The sequence below is a fragment of the Eubacterium sp. AM46-8 genome (assembly GCF_003466705.1).
Classification (GTDB): Bacteria; Bacillota; Clostridia; order Lachnospirales; family Lachnospiraceae; genus Lachnospira.
Window position 1 is genome coordinate 71058 of the sequence record NZ_QSEU01000006.1, and the last position, 19103, is coordinate 90160.

22 protein-coding genes are annotated in these 19103 nt (G+C 37.3%); 20 read left to right on the forward strand and 2 right to left on the reverse strand.

Translation table 11 applies throughout. From position 1 onward, the window contains the following. Position 1: 1 nt before the first annotated feature. The 19 genes from DW963_RS05685 (at position 2) to DW963_RS05770 (ending at position 14858) form a co-directional block, all read left to right on the forward strand. Complete coding sequence (locus DW963_RS05685; protein WP_117914197.1) at positions 2-325, forward strand: DUF5640 domain-containing protein; 324 nt, start codon at positions 2-4, stop codon at positions 323-325. A gap of 149 nt (positions 326-474) precedes the next feature. Continuing rightward, on the forward strand, positions 475-663 hold the full coding sequence (locus DW963_RS05690) for a hypothetical protein (RefSeq protein ID WP_117914198.1): 189 nt from the start codon (positions 475-477) through the stop codon (positions 661-663). A 14-nt stretch (positions 664-677) separates the two neighbouring features. Beyond that, complete coding sequence (locus tag DW963_RS05695; protein WP_117914199.1) at positions 678-1715, forward strand: ATPase, T2SS/T4P/T4SS family; 1038 nt, start codon at positions 678-680, stop codon at positions 1713-1715. Further along, positions 1712-3181: a hypothetical protein gene (locus DW963_RS05700; RefSeq protein ID WP_117914200.1), complete on the forward strand. Its 1470-nt coding sequence runs from the start codon at positions 1712-1714 to the stop codon at positions 3179-3181. The genes DW963_RS05695 and DW963_RS05700 overlap by 4 nt, the downstream gene beginning before the upstream one ends. A gap of 116 nt (positions 3182-3297) precedes the next feature. After that, complete coding sequence (locus tag DW963_RS13270; RefSeq protein WP_158568627.1) at positions 3298-3435, forward strand: hypothetical protein; 138 nt, start codon at positions 3298-3300, stop codon at positions 3433-3435. Between the two features lie 19 nt (positions 3436-3454). Further along, positions 3455-3829, forward strand: coding sequence for a hypothetical protein (locus tag DW963_RS05705; protein WP_117914201.1), 375 nt, complete (start codon positions 3455-3457; stop codon positions 3827-3829). Positions 3830-3835: 6 nt separating this feature from the next. After that, on the forward strand, positions 3836-4237 hold the full coding sequence (locus DW963_RS05710; RefSeq protein ID WP_147344570.1) for a hypothetical protein: 402 nt from the start codon (positions 3836-3838) through the stop codon (positions 4235-4237). A gap of 79 nt (positions 4238-4316) precedes the next feature. Continuing rightward, positions 4317-4907, forward strand: coding sequence for a phosphatase PAP2 family protein (locus tag DW963_RS05715; protein WP_117914203.1), 591 nt, complete (start codon positions 4317-4319; stop codon positions 4905-4907). 48 nt (positions 4908-4955) lie between these two features. Further along, positions 4956-5813, forward strand: coding sequence for a putative manganese transporter (locus DW963_RS05720; RefSeq protein WP_117914204.1), 858 nt, complete (start codon positions 4956-4958; stop codon positions 5811-5813). Between the two features lie 167 nt (positions 5814-5980). After that, positions 5981-6592, forward strand: a complete 612-nt coding sequence (locus DW963_RS05725; protein WP_199669362.1) for a DUF4867 family protein — start codon at positions 5981-5983, stop codon at positions 6590-6592. Positions 6593-6609: 17 nt separating this feature from the next. Beyond that, positions 6610-8094 (forward strand): L-fucose/L-arabinose isomerase family protein, encoded by a 1485-nt coding sequence (locus tag DW963_RS05730; protein WP_117914206.1) that lies wholly within the window; start codon positions 6610-6612, stop codon positions 8092-8094. A gap of 43 nt (positions 8095-8137) precedes the next feature. Further along, on the forward strand, positions 8138-9616 hold the full coding sequence (gene xylB / locus DW963_RS05735) for a xylulokinase (protein ID WP_117914207.1): 1479 nt from the start codon (positions 8138-8140) through the stop codon (positions 9614-9616). Positions 9617-9637: 21 nt separating this feature from the next. Then, complete coding sequence (gene fsa / locus DW963_RS05740) at positions 9638-10291, forward strand: fructose-6-phosphate aldolase (protein WP_117914208.1); 654 nt, start codon at positions 9638-9640, stop codon at positions 10289-10291. A 45-nt stretch (positions 10292-10336) separates the two neighbouring features. Continuing rightward, positions 10337-11473 carry an ROK family transcriptional regulator gene (locus DW963_RS05745; protein WP_117914209.1) on the forward strand — a complete coding sequence of 379 codons (1137 nt, stop codon included), beginning with the start codon at positions 10337-10339 and terminating at the stop codon, positions 11471-11473. Between the two features lie 463 nt (positions 11474-11936). After that, complete coding sequence (locus tag DW963_RS05750) at positions 11937-12797, forward strand: ABC transporter ATP-binding protein (RefSeq protein ID WP_158568628.1); 861 nt, start codon at positions 11937-11939, stop codon at positions 12795-12797. After that, positions 12794-13447 (forward strand): hypothetical protein, encoded by a 654-nt coding sequence (locus tag DW963_RS05755; RefSeq protein WP_117914211.1) that lies wholly within the window; start codon positions 12794-12796, stop codon positions 13445-13447. The genes DW963_RS05750 and DW963_RS05755 overlap by 4 nt, the downstream gene beginning before the upstream one ends. Beyond that, a complete protein-coding gene (locus DW963_RS05760) occupies positions 13444-13824 on the forward strand; it encodes a GntR family transcriptional regulator (RefSeq protein WP_117914212.1) in 381 nt (126 codons plus the stop codon). Before DW963_RS05755 ends, DW963_RS05760 begins: the two co-directional genes overlap by 4 nt. Positions 13825-13826: 2 nt before the next feature. Further along, positions 13827-14486 (forward strand): ATP-binding cassette domain-containing protein, encoded by a 660-nt coding sequence (locus tag DW963_RS05765; RefSeq protein ID WP_117914213.1) that lies wholly within the window; start codon positions 13827-13829, stop codon positions 14484-14486. A 24-nt stretch (positions 14487-14510) separates the two neighbouring features. After that, the gene (locus DW963_RS05770; protein ID WP_117914214.1) at positions 14511-14858 is read left to right on the forward strand and encodes a hypothetical protein; all 348 of its coding nucleotides are present in this window, start codon (positions 14511-14513) and stop codon (positions 14856-14858) included. Positions 14859-15061: 203 nt separating this feature from the next. On the opposite strand, the gene DW963_RS05775 is transcribed toward DW963_RS05770, so the two are convergent. Beyond that, complete coding sequence (locus DW963_RS05775; RefSeq protein WP_117914215.1) at positions 15062-16033, reverse strand: glycosyltransferase family 2 protein; 972 nt, start codon at positions 16031-16033, stop codon at positions 15062-15064. Between the two features lie 19 nt (positions 16034-16052). Next, the gene (locus tag DW963_RS05780; protein ID WP_117914216.1) at positions 16053-17774 is read right to left on the reverse strand and encodes a glycosyltransferase family protein; all 1722 of its coding nucleotides are present in this window, start codon (positions 17772-17774) and stop codon (positions 16053-16055) included. A 130-nt stretch (positions 17775-17904) separates the two neighbouring features. Here DW963_RS05780 and DW963_RS05785 point away from each other — a divergent pair, with 130 nt between their 5' ends. Beyond that, complete coding sequence (locus DW963_RS05785; RefSeq protein WP_117914217.1) at positions 17905-19092, forward strand: pyridoxal phosphate-dependent aminotransferase; 1188 nt, start codon at positions 17905-17907, stop codon at positions 19090-19092. The last annotated feature ends 11 nt before the right edge of the window (positions 19093-19103 follow it).

The following is a 19103-nucleotide window of genomic DNA, read 5'->3' on the forward strand; positions in this document are numbered from 1 at the left end:
TATGAAATTACTTAAAAGAATAAGCGTTCTGGTTATGATGATTGCGGTTGTTGCTGCATTTGCAGGATGCGGCAAAGAGACATCTGTTGTTGGAACATGGGAAGGTGATGATTATACATATACTTTCAATTCTGATGGAACGGGAACACAGCAGATAGGGCAGATAAGTATTCCAATCATTTCATATGAAGCAAAGGATGGAAAGCTTAGTATAACAATCAGTTTTCTTGGAACTGAAGAAACAGATGAGTATACATACACAATTAAGAAAGATGTGCTTTCTTTAAGTGATGGTGATAATACTGTGGAACTTAATAAGAAATAATATTCTGAGACTTTTGCATTATATTTTGATGCAAAAGTCTTTTTTTAAAATTTCTATATTTTTATACTTTACAAACTTTTAGATATATGATAATATCCACAATATAAAAAGTACTTTTTAAATAATTTAATTCAGAGGAGGAATTGTATATGCATGATATTATCGAACATTATGGAAAGGTTGTTATAGCACTTGCGGGGGTGCTTGCTGCAGTATTGCTTACAGCAGCGGTTGTTACTATTGTTACAGACAGAACTAAGGGGGCAGTAAGCGATATCTCGTATAAGGAGCATATATATGATGCTATTGATGCGAGCAGACCTGGTGATGGGGAATAGTATGAGGAAACAATATGGAGAAAGAACAGCTTCAGGAACTTATTGAGAATAACAAGGAAGACATATTCTCAGAGATTAAGGAAGAGATATCCGATGAGACTGTAACTGATATCGAGTGGGATGGGTATAATCTATGGATAACACAGTTAGGAAGAGGCTGCTATATTTCCATGAAAGAACTAAGCGACAGATATATGGATAATCTGTCTATAAGGCTTGCTAATATTATGGGTGCATCTTTTAACAGGATGCATCCGATATTAGAAGCTAATACAGAATCTTTAAGAATTTCTATATGGCATGAATCAAGATGCGGCAGAAAGAGTATGGCAATAAGAAAGATACCACAGAAGCTGCGATTTGGACATGCCGATCTTGTCAGGTCTGACTACGCTCCGGAAAGTATTATTACATTGTTAGAGAATTGCGTGACAGCACATCTTTCTACAGTAATAGGTGGACAGCCACATGCAGGAAAGACAGAACTGCTCAAGTATCTTGCTACATATATACCTGCCGAGGAGAAGGTGGGAGTGTATGAAGATAATCAGGAGATTCATTACAGACAGATTAATCCTCATAACAAATGTGTTGAGTTTTTTGTGGATTCGAAGGTTACATATCAGGATATTATCAGGGCTGGACTGCGCCATAATATCGACTGGGTTCTTTTGTCTGAGTCAAGAGGACCAGAGGTAATGGAACTGCTTAACAGTCTGTCAACAGGGGCGTATTGTATGACAACAATGCATCTTGATGATATCAGGGATATGCCGGACAGAATGTATTCTATGCTTGGCAATGGAGAATCGTCAGACAGATTTATTAACAGTATATACAAGTACATAGATCTTGTTCTACTTGTTGATTGTGACAGATTTGAAAGAAGACATATCAGTCAGGTTGGTTTTTTAAGCAGATATCACGGAGAGAATATATGTACAGTTATATATGAAGATGGGGAGTTTCTGAATAATGATCTCCCACCGGATATTATGGATAAGTTTATTAAGTACGGAATAGATAATCCGTATACATGGAGGCATGATTGAAGAAGGTATTAAAATATTTATCTGTTACACAGCTGATGGAAGATGTAAGAGATATGAATGGGGTTATGCCAGTAAGAAGATTCGTTATAACTACAATAGCGGCAGGTGCCGGAGTGTATGGTGCCTGCCTATTATACAGAATTAATTATGTACTGGCTTTTGTTGTGATGCTTGTTGCGGTTGCCATGATTCCGGGACTGGTAAGAAATTATTTTAGGGAATGCAGTGAGGCAGCGAGATTTGCTGATGTGGATGTATATCTTCATCAGATGACGTATTCATTTATAAGAAATCCCAAGGTTAATATGGCATTAAAAGATGCGTATGCGATTAGTACGGGCAGACTTAAGCGGTGTCTTTCAAGAGCAATTGAAGAACTTGAGTATGGAATGGGACAGCGCGTATATGAAGATGCTTTAAGAATTATTGAAGAAGAATATGATTGTGCCAGAATAAGGACTCTTCATAAGTTTATTGTAAGTGTTGAGGAGAAGGGAGGAAGATACCGTGGTGCAATGGAAGTTTTGTTAGAAGATTTCGACAAATGGGTCAACAATGTTTATAAGTATCAGAACGAGATAAGAAAGATAAAGCGTGATATTACTATTGGCATAGTTATAAGTATGCTGCTTGCATTGCTTACAACTGTAATGTGTAATATGCTTAATATGTTTGCCAAAGAGCCTTTAAGTATTACATCAACAGCTGCTTATCAGGGAATTTCTGTGTTATTTGTACTGTTGTGCATTGTGTTTTACACATTTACAAGAAAGCATTATGGCTTTGACTGGATTGGTAAGAGCAGGAAGGATAATCAGATTATTAATGATTATAATTCGGTGTTTAAGTCTAAAGCCAGACAGGTTACCTTAAGAATGGTTCCTATATGGGCAGGTATGTGTGCTGTTGTTGTATTACTTGTGGTGATGAAGTTAAGGATTCCGGCATTGTGTCTTGCAGGTGTGATGATAGTTCTTATGTCTACACCTTTTACACAGAAAAAGACAGCAGTTAAAAGAGTTAAGAATGATCTGTATTGTGGATTTACAGAGTGGTTAAGAGATCTGGCAGTTAATCTTGAAAATAAACCACTGCTTTCAGCGGTTGAAGATACATATGATGATTGTCCGGTTATTATGAAAGAACCATTAGAGAAGTTCATATATGATATAGAGCTTAATCCATCCGATATTAAGCCGTATTATGAATTCTTAAGTGAATTTAATGTTATGGATATCCAGTCAGCAGTCAGGATGTTGTATTCAATAGGCGATCTTGACAAAGACAGTATGAACCAGACAATTAATGCTCTTGTAAGAAGAAACTATGAATTATCAGATAAGGCAGAGAATGCAAGATATATGGACAGTACAAGTATGATGAGATTTTCAGAGTATGTACCGACATTTTTTGTTGCATTTAAGATGGCAGTGGATATGATGCTTGTTGTTAATATGTACTTATAGCCGGAGGTATTTATGGAACATATGATTGACGAATATGCAGGCGTTATTATGGGGATAATTGTTACATATTCAATGCTTGCAATATTCATTAATGTTTTTGTAGGAGCGATAAACGGATGAAAGATATTATTAATACATATGGCGAAACAGTTATAGGAATATGTGCTATTATTATAGTCATGATGCTGGTTGGGATATCTATGGCTGCATACAGAAATATACTTTTGAATGTTATTAGTTCATGTCTTGGATAACTGGTAAAGGGGAAGATTAATGAAAGGAATAATTGAAACATCAATATATCTTATTATATTTGCACTGGTGTGTTTCTTCTCAATTGATTTCATAAGAATTAACCAGAGAGTATCAGATGCCGGAGAGATAAGCCAGTATGTTGAGAATTACATAGAAGCATATTGTGGAGATGTTCCAGATAAAGAATTATCCATGCAGTTACGGAATGAAAAGCTTGATATGTTATCACGTTCAGTGCAGGAAGGAGGAATGAAGCTTACATATGGCAAAGTCAGCAGAGCAGGTGATTATGAATATATGGAATATACGCTTGAATACTCATTGTCAGCAGCTATGTTCGGGTATTCGTCACAGCGTACATATAAAGGACTTGCCAGATACTTTGTAAGCTGAGATCTATTGAGAGGAGTTATTACTTGTAGTGGGGTTATAGTGGCTATAGCGCTTATCATTATGATACATGCAACAATCACCGGAAATAATATAAGAGAAGATGAAGTCAATCAGAGTCTTGATAGTGCAATGGATTTTGCATTTGACAGAATGGGAGATATCTATGCTGATACTGACTTTACAACATACAATGAAGTGAAAAGACAGCAGATATTAACAGATCTGATGCAGGAATTCTGCATGGTTTTAAGCGAAAGAGTAGTGTCAGACGGTAATATTGAGGTAAGACTTATAGCATCTGATCTGGACAAAGGATTATTTCAGATAGGGGTAACAGAGGAGTATGATTATCCATTTGGTGGAGGAAAAGGTAAATGTTACTATGAAAAAACATATTCTTTTAATTGACAAATGTTTTCTTATATCATAGAATATTCTGGTGTGCCTGAAAAGGAGCATATTAGAATGATATGGTAAGGAGACAATAATGGAACTTCAGATTTTACATTGGTTTGAGTCGTTACATAATCCTGTAACAGATCCAATTATGTATGCTGTAACCTGTCTGGGTAATGCAGGAATATTCTGGATATTATTATGTGCAGTATTCTTATTTATCCCGGTATTTAAGAAAGACAGAAAATTAGGACTTAGTATGGCAATTGGACTTATTCTTTCCCTTATTATGTGTAATGGAATTATGAAGAATCTGTCAGCAAGAATAAGACCATTTAATGCAGATCCGACATTTGAGAATCTGTATGGGATATTTAATGGTATTAAAGACTGGTCTTTCCCATCAGGACATACATCAGCTTCTTTTGCAGCGGCATTAGCTATTATATTGTGGGATAGAAAGAAAGGAATTCCCGCAGTTATACTTGCAGCTCTGATTGCATTTTCAAGATTATATCTTACAGTTCATTATCCGACAGATGTACTTGCGAGTCTGTTATTAGGATCACTGTATGGAGTAATAGGTTATTTTGTTACTAAGCTTATTATGAAGAAATCAGAAAAAGCAAGAAAGGTATTTGCAGGAGAAGAACCTTATAAGAAGCTTTTTGCCAAGGCATAATGAATATGTAACTATGTGACTGTTTTTAAGAAAGGACGATTGTATATCATGATGGATGTGGTATTTGATACTATCATTGATAGTATTAAACTGTTGCCGTTTCTTTTTCTGACTTATCTTGCTATGGAGTATCTTGAACATAAGACAAGTGCCAGGACGAAGAAGTTTGTTAAGGATTCTGGTAAGGCGGGCCCTGTTATAGGTGCTTTACTTGGAGCTGTTCCACAGTGTGGCTTTTCTACAGCGGCATCTAACCTATATGCAGGTAAAGTAATTACTCTGGGAACGCTTATTGCTATCTTTATGTCTACTTCAGACGAGATGATTCCAGTATTCTTATCCGAGCATGTTAATGTGTTAGTTCTTTTACAACTGATACTCATGAAGGTCATTATTGGTCTTATAATGGGTCTTGCAATTGATATGATTGTGAGAAAATCAAAGAAGAGCTATAACATGATAGAAAAGATTGGGCATGTATGTGATCATGACCACTGTGGTTGTGAGACAAGCATATTCAAGTCAGCATTAAGACATACTATAACAATATTTGCATTTATTGTCGTTATCTCATTTGCACTTAACACTTTAATTCATTTTATTGGTGAAGAGACTTTGGGAAATCTTATCCTTAATAAGCCTGTTATTGGACCTGTGATAGCGGGTGTGATAGGTCTTATTCCTAACTGTGCATCATCAGTAGTATTAACACAGCTTTATATTGAGGGTGTGCTTGGACTTGGTTCTCTTATGGCAGGACTGCTTGCCGGTTCTGGAGTAGGTATTCTTGTACTGTTCAGAGAGAATGATGATATGAAGGATAATTTAAGGATTCTCGCTATTCTTTATGTGAGTGGTGTAGTATGGGGAATTATTATTGATGCATTATCCAGAATTATAATGTAACATAACATAATAAGATAGTTTAATCTCCGGTTATCAGGAGTGTATCTGTTATAAAGATACATTTTTGATAATCGGAGATTTTTTTATTGAATTAGAAATAAAACAGTGATAGAATAACTTTTAGAAAGACACTTTATAAAAGTTTAATGTGAGTTGAAAAAGGAGGTATTGTTTTGCAGTGTGTATTGGATACTGGATTTAAGAAATATGGCAGAGTTATTGCTGATATTGATACCAGTGAAATAGTGAAACTTATGGATTCGTATGATATGCCTGAAGATGTTGTATATGTTGCAGGTGATGAAAAGCTTGAAAATACACAGATTCATAAGGTAATGGAAGAGAGTATATATGGTGGATGTCCTGTACAGACAGGGTATTGTAATGGACATAACCAGAAACTTAATGCACTGGAATATCACAGAAGTTCAGAAGTTAATATTGCGGCAACAGATATGATTCTGCTGCTTGGCAGCAGAGAAGATGTGAAAGACGATTTTACATATGAGACATCTAAGGTTGAAGGATTCTTTGTGCCTGAGGGAACTGCTATTGAGGTGTATGCAACAACTCTTCATTATGCACCATGCGGTGTGGATGGACAGGGCTTTAAGTGCGTAGTTGTACTTCCAAAGGGAACTAATCTTGATGTAGTTAATACTCATGCAACAGCAGAAGATAAGCTGCTTGCGGCATCTAATAAATGGCTGATAGCCCATGAAGATGCTCATATAGATGGAGCATTTAACGGCTTAAGGGGAGAGAATATAACAGTATAGGTTAAAGGAGATAAGTTATGAATAATACACCAGTTATGAAAATCGGTATTGTTGCAGTTTCAAGAGACTGCTTTCCAGAATCACTTTCAGTTACAAGAAGACAGAATCTTGTAAAGGCATATGAAGCAAAGTATGGCAAGGGGGATATCTATGAATGTCCGGTATGTATCGTTGAGAGTGAGATACATATGATGCAGGCACTTGAGGATATTAAGAATGCAGGATGTAATGCACTCTGTGTATATCTTGGTAATTTCGGACCTGAGATTGCTGAGACAATGCTTGCAAAAAATTTCAACGGACCTAAGATGTTCATTGCGGCAGCAGAGGAGACATCAGCTAATGGAGGTCTTGTTCAGGGACGAGGCGATGCTTATTGTGGAATGCTTAACGCAAGCTATAATCTTAAGCTTCGTGGAGTTAAAGCATATATTCCGGAGTATCCTGTTGGAACAGCAGAAGAATGTGCAGATATGATTCATGAATTCATACCTGTAGCAAAGGCGATATACGCATTAAGCAATCTTAAGATTATCAGCTTTGGTCCAAGACCTAACAATTTCCTTGCATGTAATGCACCAATTGCAGGTCTATATAATCTTGGTGTTGAGATTGAGGAAAATTCAGAGCTTGATTTATTCGAGAGCTTTAATAAGCATGCAGGAGATGAAAGAATTCCTGATGTTATAAGGGATATGGAAAAAGAGCTTGGTACAGGAAATAAAAAGCCTGAAATCTTAAGCAGACTCGCACAGTATGAGCTTACATTAACTGACTGGGTTGAATCACATAAGGGCTCAAGAAAATATGTTGCAGTAGCAGGTAAATGCTGGCCGGCATTCCAGACACAGTTCGGATGTGTTCCTTGTTATGTCAACTCAAGACTTACTTCAAGAGGAATACCTGTATCATGCGAGGTTGATATATATGGTGCATTGAGTGAATTTATCGGAGAAGTTGTAAGTGACGATATTGTTACACTTCTTGATATTAATAATACAGTTCCAGCAGATATTTACAATGAGGATATCGCAGGCAGATATGCTTATACACAGAAGGATACATTTATGGGATTCCATTGTGGCAACACTGCATCAAGCAAATTGTCATTCTGCGAGATGAGAAACCAGATGATTATGGCACGTTCACTTCCTGAAGAAGTTACTAATGGTACACTTGAAGGGGATATCATTCCGGGAGATATCACATTTTTCAGACTCCAGAATTCATCAGATAACAAGCTTTCCGCTTACATAGCACAGGGTGAAGTTCTTCCGGTAAGAACACGTTCATTTGGTGCAATAGGTATATTTGCTATTCCAGAGATGGGAAGATTCTACAGACATGTGCTTATCGAAGGTAACTTCCCACATCATGGTGCAGTTGCATTCGGACATTTTGGAAAGACACTTTTTGATGTGTTTAAGTATATCGGTGTTGAGGATGTGTCATTCAACCAGCCTAAGGGCATGCTTTACAAGAGCGAGAATCCATTTGCATAAACAGATGCGGTTATAGATATATTATTGTGGAAAGGAGCTTGGTATGAATTATATAGGAATTGATCTTGGAACTTCATCGGTCAAGCTTGTTCTTATGGACACAGAAGGACATATTATAGCAAATGTGTCAAAGAGTTATCCGATTGATTACCCTAAGGCCGGCTGGTCAGAGCAGAATCCTTATGACTGGTATGATGCATGTATGGAAGGCATGAAGGAGCTGCTTGACGGGCAGGATAAATCAACAGTTGGTGGTATCAGCTTTGGCGGACAGATGCATGGTCTAGTTATTCTTGATAAGAATGATGAGGTTATAAGACCGGCTATTTTGTGGAATGACGGAAGAACAACAAAGCAGTGTGAGTACCTTAATGAAGTGATAGGCAGGGATAAGTTATCAGAATATACGGCAAATATTGCATTTGCAGGCTTCACAGCACCTAAGATATTGTGGGTAAAAGAGAATGAACCGGATAATTTTGCTAAGATAGACAAGATAATGCTTCCAAAGGATTATATTGCGTATCGTCTTACAGGTGTGCATTGTACAGATGTTTCAGATGCTTCGGGCATGCTGCTGTTTGATGTGAAGAATAGGCGTTGGTCGCGCCAGATGCTTGATATATGTGGCGTGACAGAGGCACAGATGCCACGCATCTTTGAAAGCAGTGAGTGTGTTGGTACGGTAAAGAAGAATATTGCAGATGAGCTTGGAATAGGAAGTGAAGTAATTGTTGCAGCCGGTGCAGGTGATAATGCAGCTGCTGCAGTAGGCACTGGTACTGTCGGTGACGGACATTGTAATGTTTCTTTGGGAACAAGCGGTACAATATTCATTTCAAGCAAGGAATTCGGAGTGGATTCCAATAATGCACTGCATTCTTTCGCACATGCGGATGGGAAATATCATCTTATGGGCTGTATATTAAGTGCAGCTTCAGCTAACGGCTGGTGGATGGACAAGATACTCGGAACTAATGATTATGCAGGGGAACAGTCACAGATAACAGATGATGACCTTGGTAATAATAATGTGTATTTCCTTCCATATCTGATGGGTGAGAGGTCACCGCATAATGACGAATTTGCAAGAGGCACATTTACAGGAATGACAATGGATACAGAGCGTAAGGATATGACACAGGCGGTTCTGGAAGGCGTTGCATTTGCAATAAGGGACTGCTTCGAGGTTGCTAAGAGTCTTGGTATAAGAGTGGAGTCAACCCGTATGTGCGGTGGTGGCTCTAAGTCAGAATTGTGGTGTAAGATTATGGCTAATGTACTTGGAATTCCTGTGGAACTGTTAGAGTCAGAGGAAGGTCCTGCTATGGGTGCGGCAATGCTTGCCATGGTTGCAGCCGGGGAGTATAATTGCGTTGAAGATGCGTCTAATGCTCTCGTTAAAGTACGAAAGACAATAAGACCAGACGAGAAGATAATAGAAAGATACGAGGATAAGTACAATAAGTTCAGATGTATCTATCCTGCAATAAAGAATGTGTTCAGAACAATTAATGAGTGATTATACGAGGAGAATTTTATTATGAAGTTTTTTATTGATACTGCAAATGTTGAGGATATCCGTAAGGCTAATGACATGGGAGTTATCTGTGGAGTAACTACTAATCCATCTCTTATTGCCAAAGAAGGAAGAGATTTCAAGGAAGTTATAAAGGAGATTACATCTATTGTTGACGGACCTATAAGTGGCGAGGTTAAGGCTACTACTGAGGATGCAGAAGGAATGATCAAAGAGGGAAGAGAGATTGCAGCAATCCATCCTAACATGGTTGTTAAGATTCCTATGACAGTTGAGGGTCTTAAGGCTACTAAGGTGTTATCATCTGAGGGAATAAAGGTTAATGTTACATTAATATTCTCAGCTAATCAGGCACTTTTAGCTGCAAGAGCAGGTGCAGCATATGTGTCTCCTTTCCTTGGAAGACTTGATGACATATCACAGCCTGGAATTAATCTTATTCAGGATATTTCAGATATATTTGCTAACTATGATCTTAAGACAGAGATTATCTGCGCAAGTGTAAGGAATCCAATACATATTACAGACTGCGCACTTGCAGGAGCTGATATTGCAACAGTACCATATAAGGTAATTGAGCAGATGGTTCATCATCCTCTTACAGATGCAGGAATTGAGAAGTTTAAGAAAGATTATATTGCTGTATTTGGCGAATAATGTAACTGACACACAGGTTAACCGGGATTAAGCGAGAGGTAATGGATGGATTCATCACAGAAACTAACGAACACGGATGTAAAAAAACTTAATAAAAACCGTATATTCAGACTGATATATAATTCAGATAAGATATCAAGGCAGGAGATAGCAGACCGGTTAGGTCTGTCGCTGCCGACAGTAAATCAGAATCTTAAGATGCTCATGGAAGATGGACTTATAGAATATGTTGGCAATTTCACTTCAACAGGTGGAAGAAGGGCACAGGCAATTACTATTAGTAATAATGCAAGAAAAGCCATCAGCGTGAATATCAAAGCTGACTATATTAATGTAGATGTAGTCGGACTTAAAGGTCAGATTATATACAGTATGGATGTTAAAGCACATTTTAGCAAAAGCAGCGCATATATTGAGAAGCTTACTGATGCGTTAAGACATGCAGTGGATTATGTTGGAGCAGGCGGAGATGACATTCTGGGAGTTGGCATTACAGTTCCGGGAATACTTGATGATGAAAAGCAGATTCTTATCTCAGCACCACCATTAAAAGCTAAGAACTATGATTTTACAAAGCTTATATCAGCTATTGATTATCCGGTTGTAGTGATGAACGATGCGAGGGCAGAGGCATACGCAGACCACTGGTTTAATGGAAAGCCTGAAGATGAAAAAATATATATTATGCTTGGTGAAGGTGTCGGAGGTGCATATATTAACGCTTCCGCAATCAGAAATGGTGTTCATAACCGTGGCGGCGAATTCGGACATATGGTTATTCACCCAGGTGGCAAACAGTGTCTGTGTGGTAAGAAGGGCTGTCTTGAAGCATATGTTTCTGAAAAAGTATTATCATCAGAGCTTAATACATCACTTGAAGATTTCTTTGCACAGGCAGAGAAGGGAAAGCCTGACTATGTGGATATGTTAGAAGAATACATTGATAATCTGGCACTTGGAATTAATAACATATATACAATGATGGATTGTGATATTGTCCTTGGTGGAACGGTTGCCCCATATATTAAGAGGTATGAGGATAGAATAAGGGAACGCCTTATTGAAGATTATTCCTTTGATACTGATGCGGATTATTTAAGAATATCAGATGGCGGCGGCAGAAAATCAGGGCTTGGTGCGGCATTAAGCTTTGTTGCCAGATTTATTGATGGCGTGGAATGATGAAAGCTTATAAGATAGCGTGAAGTAGTGATTCTTGCTGCATGAGTGCTGAATGCTATGATGCGTCAGAGGGTTGCATAAGTCTGGAATACCTCAGCGCTTACCTGTAAAATGATGTAAAGTGTGTGATTTATAGGTGAATTACAAACTTGACTATTAAGATAGATGTAAAATAATGATGAAAATACCTATAAGGAGTCTTTGAATTGACTTCTTATAGGTATTTTTTTGCTTTGAAGAAGAATTTTTGCTGAAATTGATAGAAAAACTCCTATAAATTAGTTCAAATAATGATTCTTATAGGACGGAAGCGGAAATAAACACATAAATATAAATAAAGCAAGAACTGCTTGACAAATGTGTGCATACACTGTATATATGTATATATACAGTGTATGCACAAAAATAGTATATCAGGTGTATAGCTGTTATGTGTAAGACTGTGTTTTGGGGAGGCAGAAGAATGATTTCTTTGAGTGGAGTTAATAAGAGATTAGGAAGTTTCAGACTGAAGGACATCTCAATAGAGATTCCTGATAGATACATATGTGCACTTGTGGGGCAGAATGCGTCAGGAAAGACTACTCTTATTAAGATGATACTGGGGCTTTGCAGACCGGACGAGGGAACGGTTGTAATTGATGGATTGAATTATCAGGAAGCGGAAAGCGAGAAGAGAATCCGTGATATTACAGGAATAGTACCAGTCAATGAACTTATGAATTCAGAACTTTCACTTTTAGAGAATGGAAGATGTTATGGCAGGTTTTACAGCAGATATGACGAAAGCATCTACATGGAGTATCTTGAACGGTTTGGACTTGATAGAAGGATAAAGTTTGGAAAATTATCGAAGGGACAGAAGATAAAGGCACAGTTTGCATTTGCATTATCAACAGACCCGAAGTATCTGATACTGGATGAACCGACAGCTAATTTTGATCCTGAATTTAAACAGGATTTCCTGAATGTGATTATGCAGTTTATGGAAAGCGGTAAGAAAAGTGTGATTATTGCATCACATATACTGGATGAATTAGACAGGATTGCAGATTATCTTATATATCTTGATAAGGGAGAACTTGTATATTCAGGAGATATAGAAAGCTTCAGGGATAAGTACAGGATAATATCAGGAGAAAGCTATAAAGTGAAACTTCTTAAGCAGGAAGACATCATACATGCAGAGGACAGGAAATACGGAACTAAAGCACTTGTAGTCAATCATGTGTATTCAAAGTATGATGGTGCACTTACGGTAACAGTTCCGACACTGGAAGAATTTATGTATCATTACAGTAAAAGGGGTGAAAGTGTAATATGAAATACTTAATCAGAGATTATATATATGGATGGCGGTGGGAGAATTTCAAGGCATCATATGAACACGGAAATTCAGCAATATTTAATTTATTAGCGGTACAGCTTATATTCGTGGCACAGATTATTAAAACAGCCAGCTGGGATGAGTTCATAATTGCATCAGGGTATATTATATCTCTTGCTATCTGCTGTCTTTCAATATTCACACACCCTGCCGAATTAAGAATAATGTATTATGTATGCCCGCTTACAACCAATGAGCGTGAAAAGCTGGTGAGAAACTCTTATATCTTAAGAGTGGCAGTACACATGCTGATACTGACGATTGGCAATATATTTATGATGATGGCAGTGAGATTCAGTGCGTCTGTATTTATATATATTACTATAAATGCATTTATAATCAGCACGCTGCTTCCATATGGCAAAAAAGATGGATTGTTATCATATGTTATGGCACTTATAATTATATGTACAATTACTGACTGCTGGCAGTTTGATATATTAATGAGTCCATTTACGCCGGTTATTGAAGAACGTTTTTTATATTCAATAATGGTGCTTATAGAGTTTCCAGTATGCATAGGTTATATAAGAAATGTGAGAAGAAAGCTTAAGTCGGCGGCAGTTTATGAAGAGGTGGTTTTATGAGCATTAATATAAATATCCTGCCACAGGGAACGCTTGCAATATATGAGCAGATAATAATGCAGCTTAAGAATGCGATAATAACCGGAGAACTGAAATCCGGCGAGGCACTTCCTTCAATAAGGGCATTGGCAGCAGACCTGCAGGTTAGTGTGATAACAACCAAGAGGGCTTATGAAGAACTTGAAAAAGAGGGGCTTATCCGCTCGGTTGCAGGAAAAGGATTCTATGTGTGTGAGTATAATACGGATTATCTTAAAGAAAAGCAGTTCATGATGATAGAAAAGAGAACACAGGAAATTATATATGAAGCTAAAAATGCAGGACTTTCCTGTGATGATTTAGTGGATATGATTCGCACTTTGTATGAGGAGAAATAGAAATGGAGAATATTGCACTGACATTAGAAAATGTTACAGGAAAAGGACTTGGATTTAAATTAAAAGACATAAGTGCGAAATTTGAGAATGGATACATATATGCAATTACAGGTAAGAATGGTGCCGGCAAAACCACATTGTTTAATTACATTCTAGCACAGAGAAAACGGTACACAGGAAGCATAAAGATGTCTGGCTATGAACTTGAAAGGAATCATTCAAAAGTAATGGAAATCATTGGTTTTGTGTCAGAGGATAATGTATTCTTCGAGAACCGTACCGGAAAGCAGAATGCTGATATACTGGGACTTGTGTATGATGATTTTGATGTGGAACTGTTTAATGAATGTATGAAAAAGATGAATGTCAGCACTGCAACGACATTGTGGCGTATGTCAAGAGGTGAGCGTATGAAGTTCCAGCTTGCGTTTGCAATAGCACATCACAGCAGGCTGTATCTTCTTGATGAAGCAACAGCAGGCATGGATGCAGTGTTTAAGATAGAATTATTTGACATGTTAAGAGAACTTATAGCACAGGAATGCTGTGTGATTATGACAACACATGACATGACAGAGATTATGAAGAATACGGATTATGTGGCAGTTATGGAGGGCGGCAGACTGGGAGAGTTCAGCGAAAGTATTGAATGCACAGTGTGAGAACAGCGCAGGAAAGAGGAGAAAATGACTATCAAAACAGATATCAAACAGCAGAAAAAATTAGAAAAGTTCTTTAAAGAAGAAAATACATGGTTTCAGGATAATGTAGGAGAGAAGTTTCTGGCCATATTTTTCTTCATAATATCAGGGATATTAGCATGTGCACCTAATAAAATGATAGATTTCAGTGATTTGAACAATGACATGAAGGTTGTTCTGATTGGGTACATGTTTTACCTTCTTGGCGTGACATATATGGTCATGAAATACAAATCTTATCAGGAAGCATACAGCACTAACAGAAAAAGAATAACAACAAGAGAACTGCTGAAAAACATGCCGATAGACGGATGCAGCTATGGATATTCATAACAAAAAAGAAAATAAAACCATGTGCAGTAATGACTGCGATAATAATAGCCATAAGAATAATAATAACATTGGCAGCCTATAGAAACATTTATCTATCAGATATACTGATGGTGTTGGTATTTAATCTGATTGTACCTGTCCTTGCAGTGTAGATTAGAGAAGCGTTATAAAAGGAGGAGTGAATGGGTAGAGAAACAGCCCTCTCACTCCTCATCGTTTTTATAAGTCCTCTCGCTGATAATAAACCTGGGTCTATTCTTGACCTCCATATATATCTTCCCGATGTATTCCCCGATAACGCCAAGGCACATAAGTTGTATTCCGCCCATGAAGCATACGATACATACTGTACTTGCCCAGCCGGTTACTGTGTTGCCGAGCAGGTTGTCAACGACAGCCCATATAACACCGATGAAGCTGAGGATTGAAACGATAATACCAAGTGACATAACAAGACGGAGTGGTTTTACACTAAGGCTTGTTATGCCGTTTAATGCAAGGTTAAGCATTTTGCTGAAAGGATAGTGGGACTTTCCGGCAAGCCGCTCGCTTCTTGAGTAATATACGCTTGTGCTCTTAAAACCGACAAGCGGGATAAGCCCACGAAGGTACAGATTAGTTTCTTTGAATTGTGCCAGTTCATTAATCACACGCTTTGATAAAAGCCTGTAATCGGCATGGTTATATACAGTTTCTGCGCCAAGCTTTGCCATGATTTTATAGAAGCCTTTGGCTGTGTTTCTTTTAAAAAATGTATCTGTTGAACGGTCATTTCTTACACCATAGACGATATCACAGCCATCGTGGTAAGCGTCAACCATATCTTCCATTGCATGAATGTCATCCTGTCCGTCGCAATCTATAGATATAGTCATATCAGCATACTGGGCTGCCTCCATAAGACCGGCAAGTACACTGCTCTGGTGTCCGCGGTTGCGGCTCTGGCTTATTCCGATGAAATGCTTATCTTTCTTTGATAAATTCGTAATGATATCCCATGTACTGTCAGAACTTCCATCATTGACAAACATTATCCTACTGTCAGAACTGATTTTGCCGGCTTTGATAAGATGGTTAAGTTCATCAAGAAACATGCCTGAGGTAACAGGCAAAACCTGTTCTTCGTTGTAGCATGGAATTACAATATATAAACAATTTTTTTTATTTTTACTCATATAACCCCCAGATGTATAATCAGTTATCAGTTTCAGTTATTTTACCAGATTCAACTTTTATAGTATAATCCTTATATTCTTTATAACTTTTATTGTCATGGTTAATTATTATAAAGTGGTTAAATATGATTGTGACTAATATAAGGACTATTAAGCCAGCTGCACAATGATATATGTGTTTTTTTGAAAAATCTATAAAGACTTTCGCCATATAGAAAAATCCAATAATGCTTAAAGGAAGCAGCAATACAAAATATGGAAGTGTGTACTGGCATTTTCCTTCCCAGAATATATGGAATATGAAACCACCTATAAATGTCAGTGGAAGTACGGTTGAAGCTGGAACTGAATTAAAGAACAGAGCATAAACAGCATATAGCATACTTCCAAATAAAATTATACTTTGCAGTATATTAAGATAATTCATAAAAGGTATGCCTCCTTTTAATGATAAAATATCTGTAATAATACCACTTTGCGTGATACTGCTGTTTCTGACATTAGTTATCCAGAAACACTGAAAACCAGGGTTATTCCACTGGGATGCAATCTTCTTTGAAAGAAAAGATGTAAATGCATTAGGATCGCTTTTATAGCTGTTTATGTAACCTTTAATATCTGCTTTGGCTGCCTGAGCTTCCTTTTTTGAATCATAATCATTTCTTTCATAAAGAGATGCAATTCTGGAATTATACCATCCGTCTGCATATACAGTTGCGGTTGTCGAGTGGAGTCCCATATCTATCCATGTCCATGATGAAGCTCCATTATCCAGATTATATCCAGATATTTTCTCTATGATTAATTTAGGAAAAACTGCCTGTATGGCAAATCCTGCAGCTATGGCACATGTAACAAGAATAATCTGTATGTTCTTATGTCTTAATGTTTCGGCAATTGTATATAAAATAAGAGCAATCATAAATATAAGATAATTACTTTTAACCATGACGCTCATCATCATAGCAGCTCCAGTGACCGCAATATATGAGATATGTATGGAATTGTCTGTATTGGATGAGCCAACAAAAAGCATTGTATATTTAAATGCCATGACAGCAAAAAATAAGCCGGCTATATTGCCGTATATAAATACGCTGTAAAGTGTCCATGGGAAAAATAGTATACCAAGGACGAGGAATAAGACAGATGCAAGTCGTGGCAATTTCCATATTGAGAATAAATCTGCCAGCATTTTGTAAGTGAATACTATCATTATGACATTTAAAAGCTGCCAGAATATGTAGTTATAGTCACCAACAACGAAACCAATAATGTATTCAATGAATAAAAGCCCAATCTGGTTAGTGTATTTAGCTATATATCCATCACGCATAAACATTGTATAGTCATGGCTTCTAAGACCAGCAGCGGCATCAAGTACATAATACTGGTCGGCACCAGCATGCGACTGTGTAAGAATAACCCAGACTGCTCCTGTGATTCCAATGATTATCAGACAAATGTTACGCACTTTTCTGAAGGCTTTATCGTTATCAGTCAGGTATCTGTTAAGAATGGTAAATAATTTTTTCTTTACGAGAATATAGGTAAGGACTGCAATACAGGCAAGTACTATAAGGTGAACCCACACATAATCTCCTGTGTAATATGTATATTCACTTGCATCAGTAGTCATTTTGCTGGTGCTGAAAATGCTAAGCAGAAACAGCCATATGTTTATAACGAGAAACAATCCTAAAACAATATATCTGTATATTGAATAAAGAACTTTAGACATGATATTCATCCCCCAGATTATAAATTTGAAACTATTATAAATAATAGCATATGATTGAACGTATTGAAAGTTGTAAAATCAAATGATTTTGATTATAATGTAGTCATATTTTTTTTGGAGGATATAAACAATGATAGCTGATTCAATGGTTTCTTTAGTAAAAAACAGTTCGGTAATCCGTGCAATGTTTGAGGAAGGCAACAGACTTGCCAGGTTATACGGGGCAGAGAATGTATATGATTTCTCACTTGGCAATCCTAATGTTCCAGCACCTGCAGAGGTTAATGAAGCGGTTAAGTATATAGTAGATAATGAAGAATCAACATTTATACATGGCTATATGAGTAATGCAGGATATGAGGATGTAAGACAGACTATAGCAGAGTCACTTAATAGAAGATTCGGAACACATTTTAACCATACTAATATTGTAATGACTGTTGGAGCAGCAGGCGGACTTAACACAATATTCAAGACATTACTTAATCCGGGCGAAGAGGTTATGACATTTGCACCATTTTTTGGTGAATACAGGAATTATGTAAGTAATTTTGGTGGGAAATTAGTGGTTGTTTCACCTAATACTGTGGATTTCCAGCCTAAGCTTGACGAGTTTGAAGCAAAGATTACACCTAAGACAAGAGCTGTTATCGTTAATAATCCTAATAACCCGACAGGAGTTGTATATTCAGAGGATACTATAAAGAAGATGGCTGCTATTATGGATAAGAAGCAGAAAGAGTACGGAACAGAGATTTACTTAATAGCAGATGAACCATACAGAGAGTTAGCTTATGATGGTGTTGATGTTCCATATCTTACTAAATATTACGATAATACTATTGTTGGTTATTCATACAGTAAGTCGCTTTCACTCCCAGGTGAGCGAATCGGATATCTTGTTATTCCTGATGAGGTTACTGATCCAGAAGATGTTAAGTCAGCAGCTTCTGTAGCAACGAGAATATTAGGATTCGTTAATGCACCTTCACTTATGCAGAGAGTTGTTGCAAAATGTGTTGATGCACAGGTTAATCTTGAAGCATATGACAAGAACAGAAAGGCAATATACGAAGGACTCACAAAGTTAGGCTTTGAATGTGTAAAGCCAGAGGGAGCTTTCTATCTTTTCGTAAAGTCGCCTGTTGAAGATGAAACTGTTTTCTGTGAGGCAGCCAAGAAGCACAATATCCTTATGGTTCCTGCATCATCATTTGGATGCCCTGGATATGTTAGAATTGCATACTGTGTATCTTACGATACAATTGTTAATTCATTACCACATTTTGCAGAAGTTGCTAAAGAGATGGGATTATAATTATTCGTGAA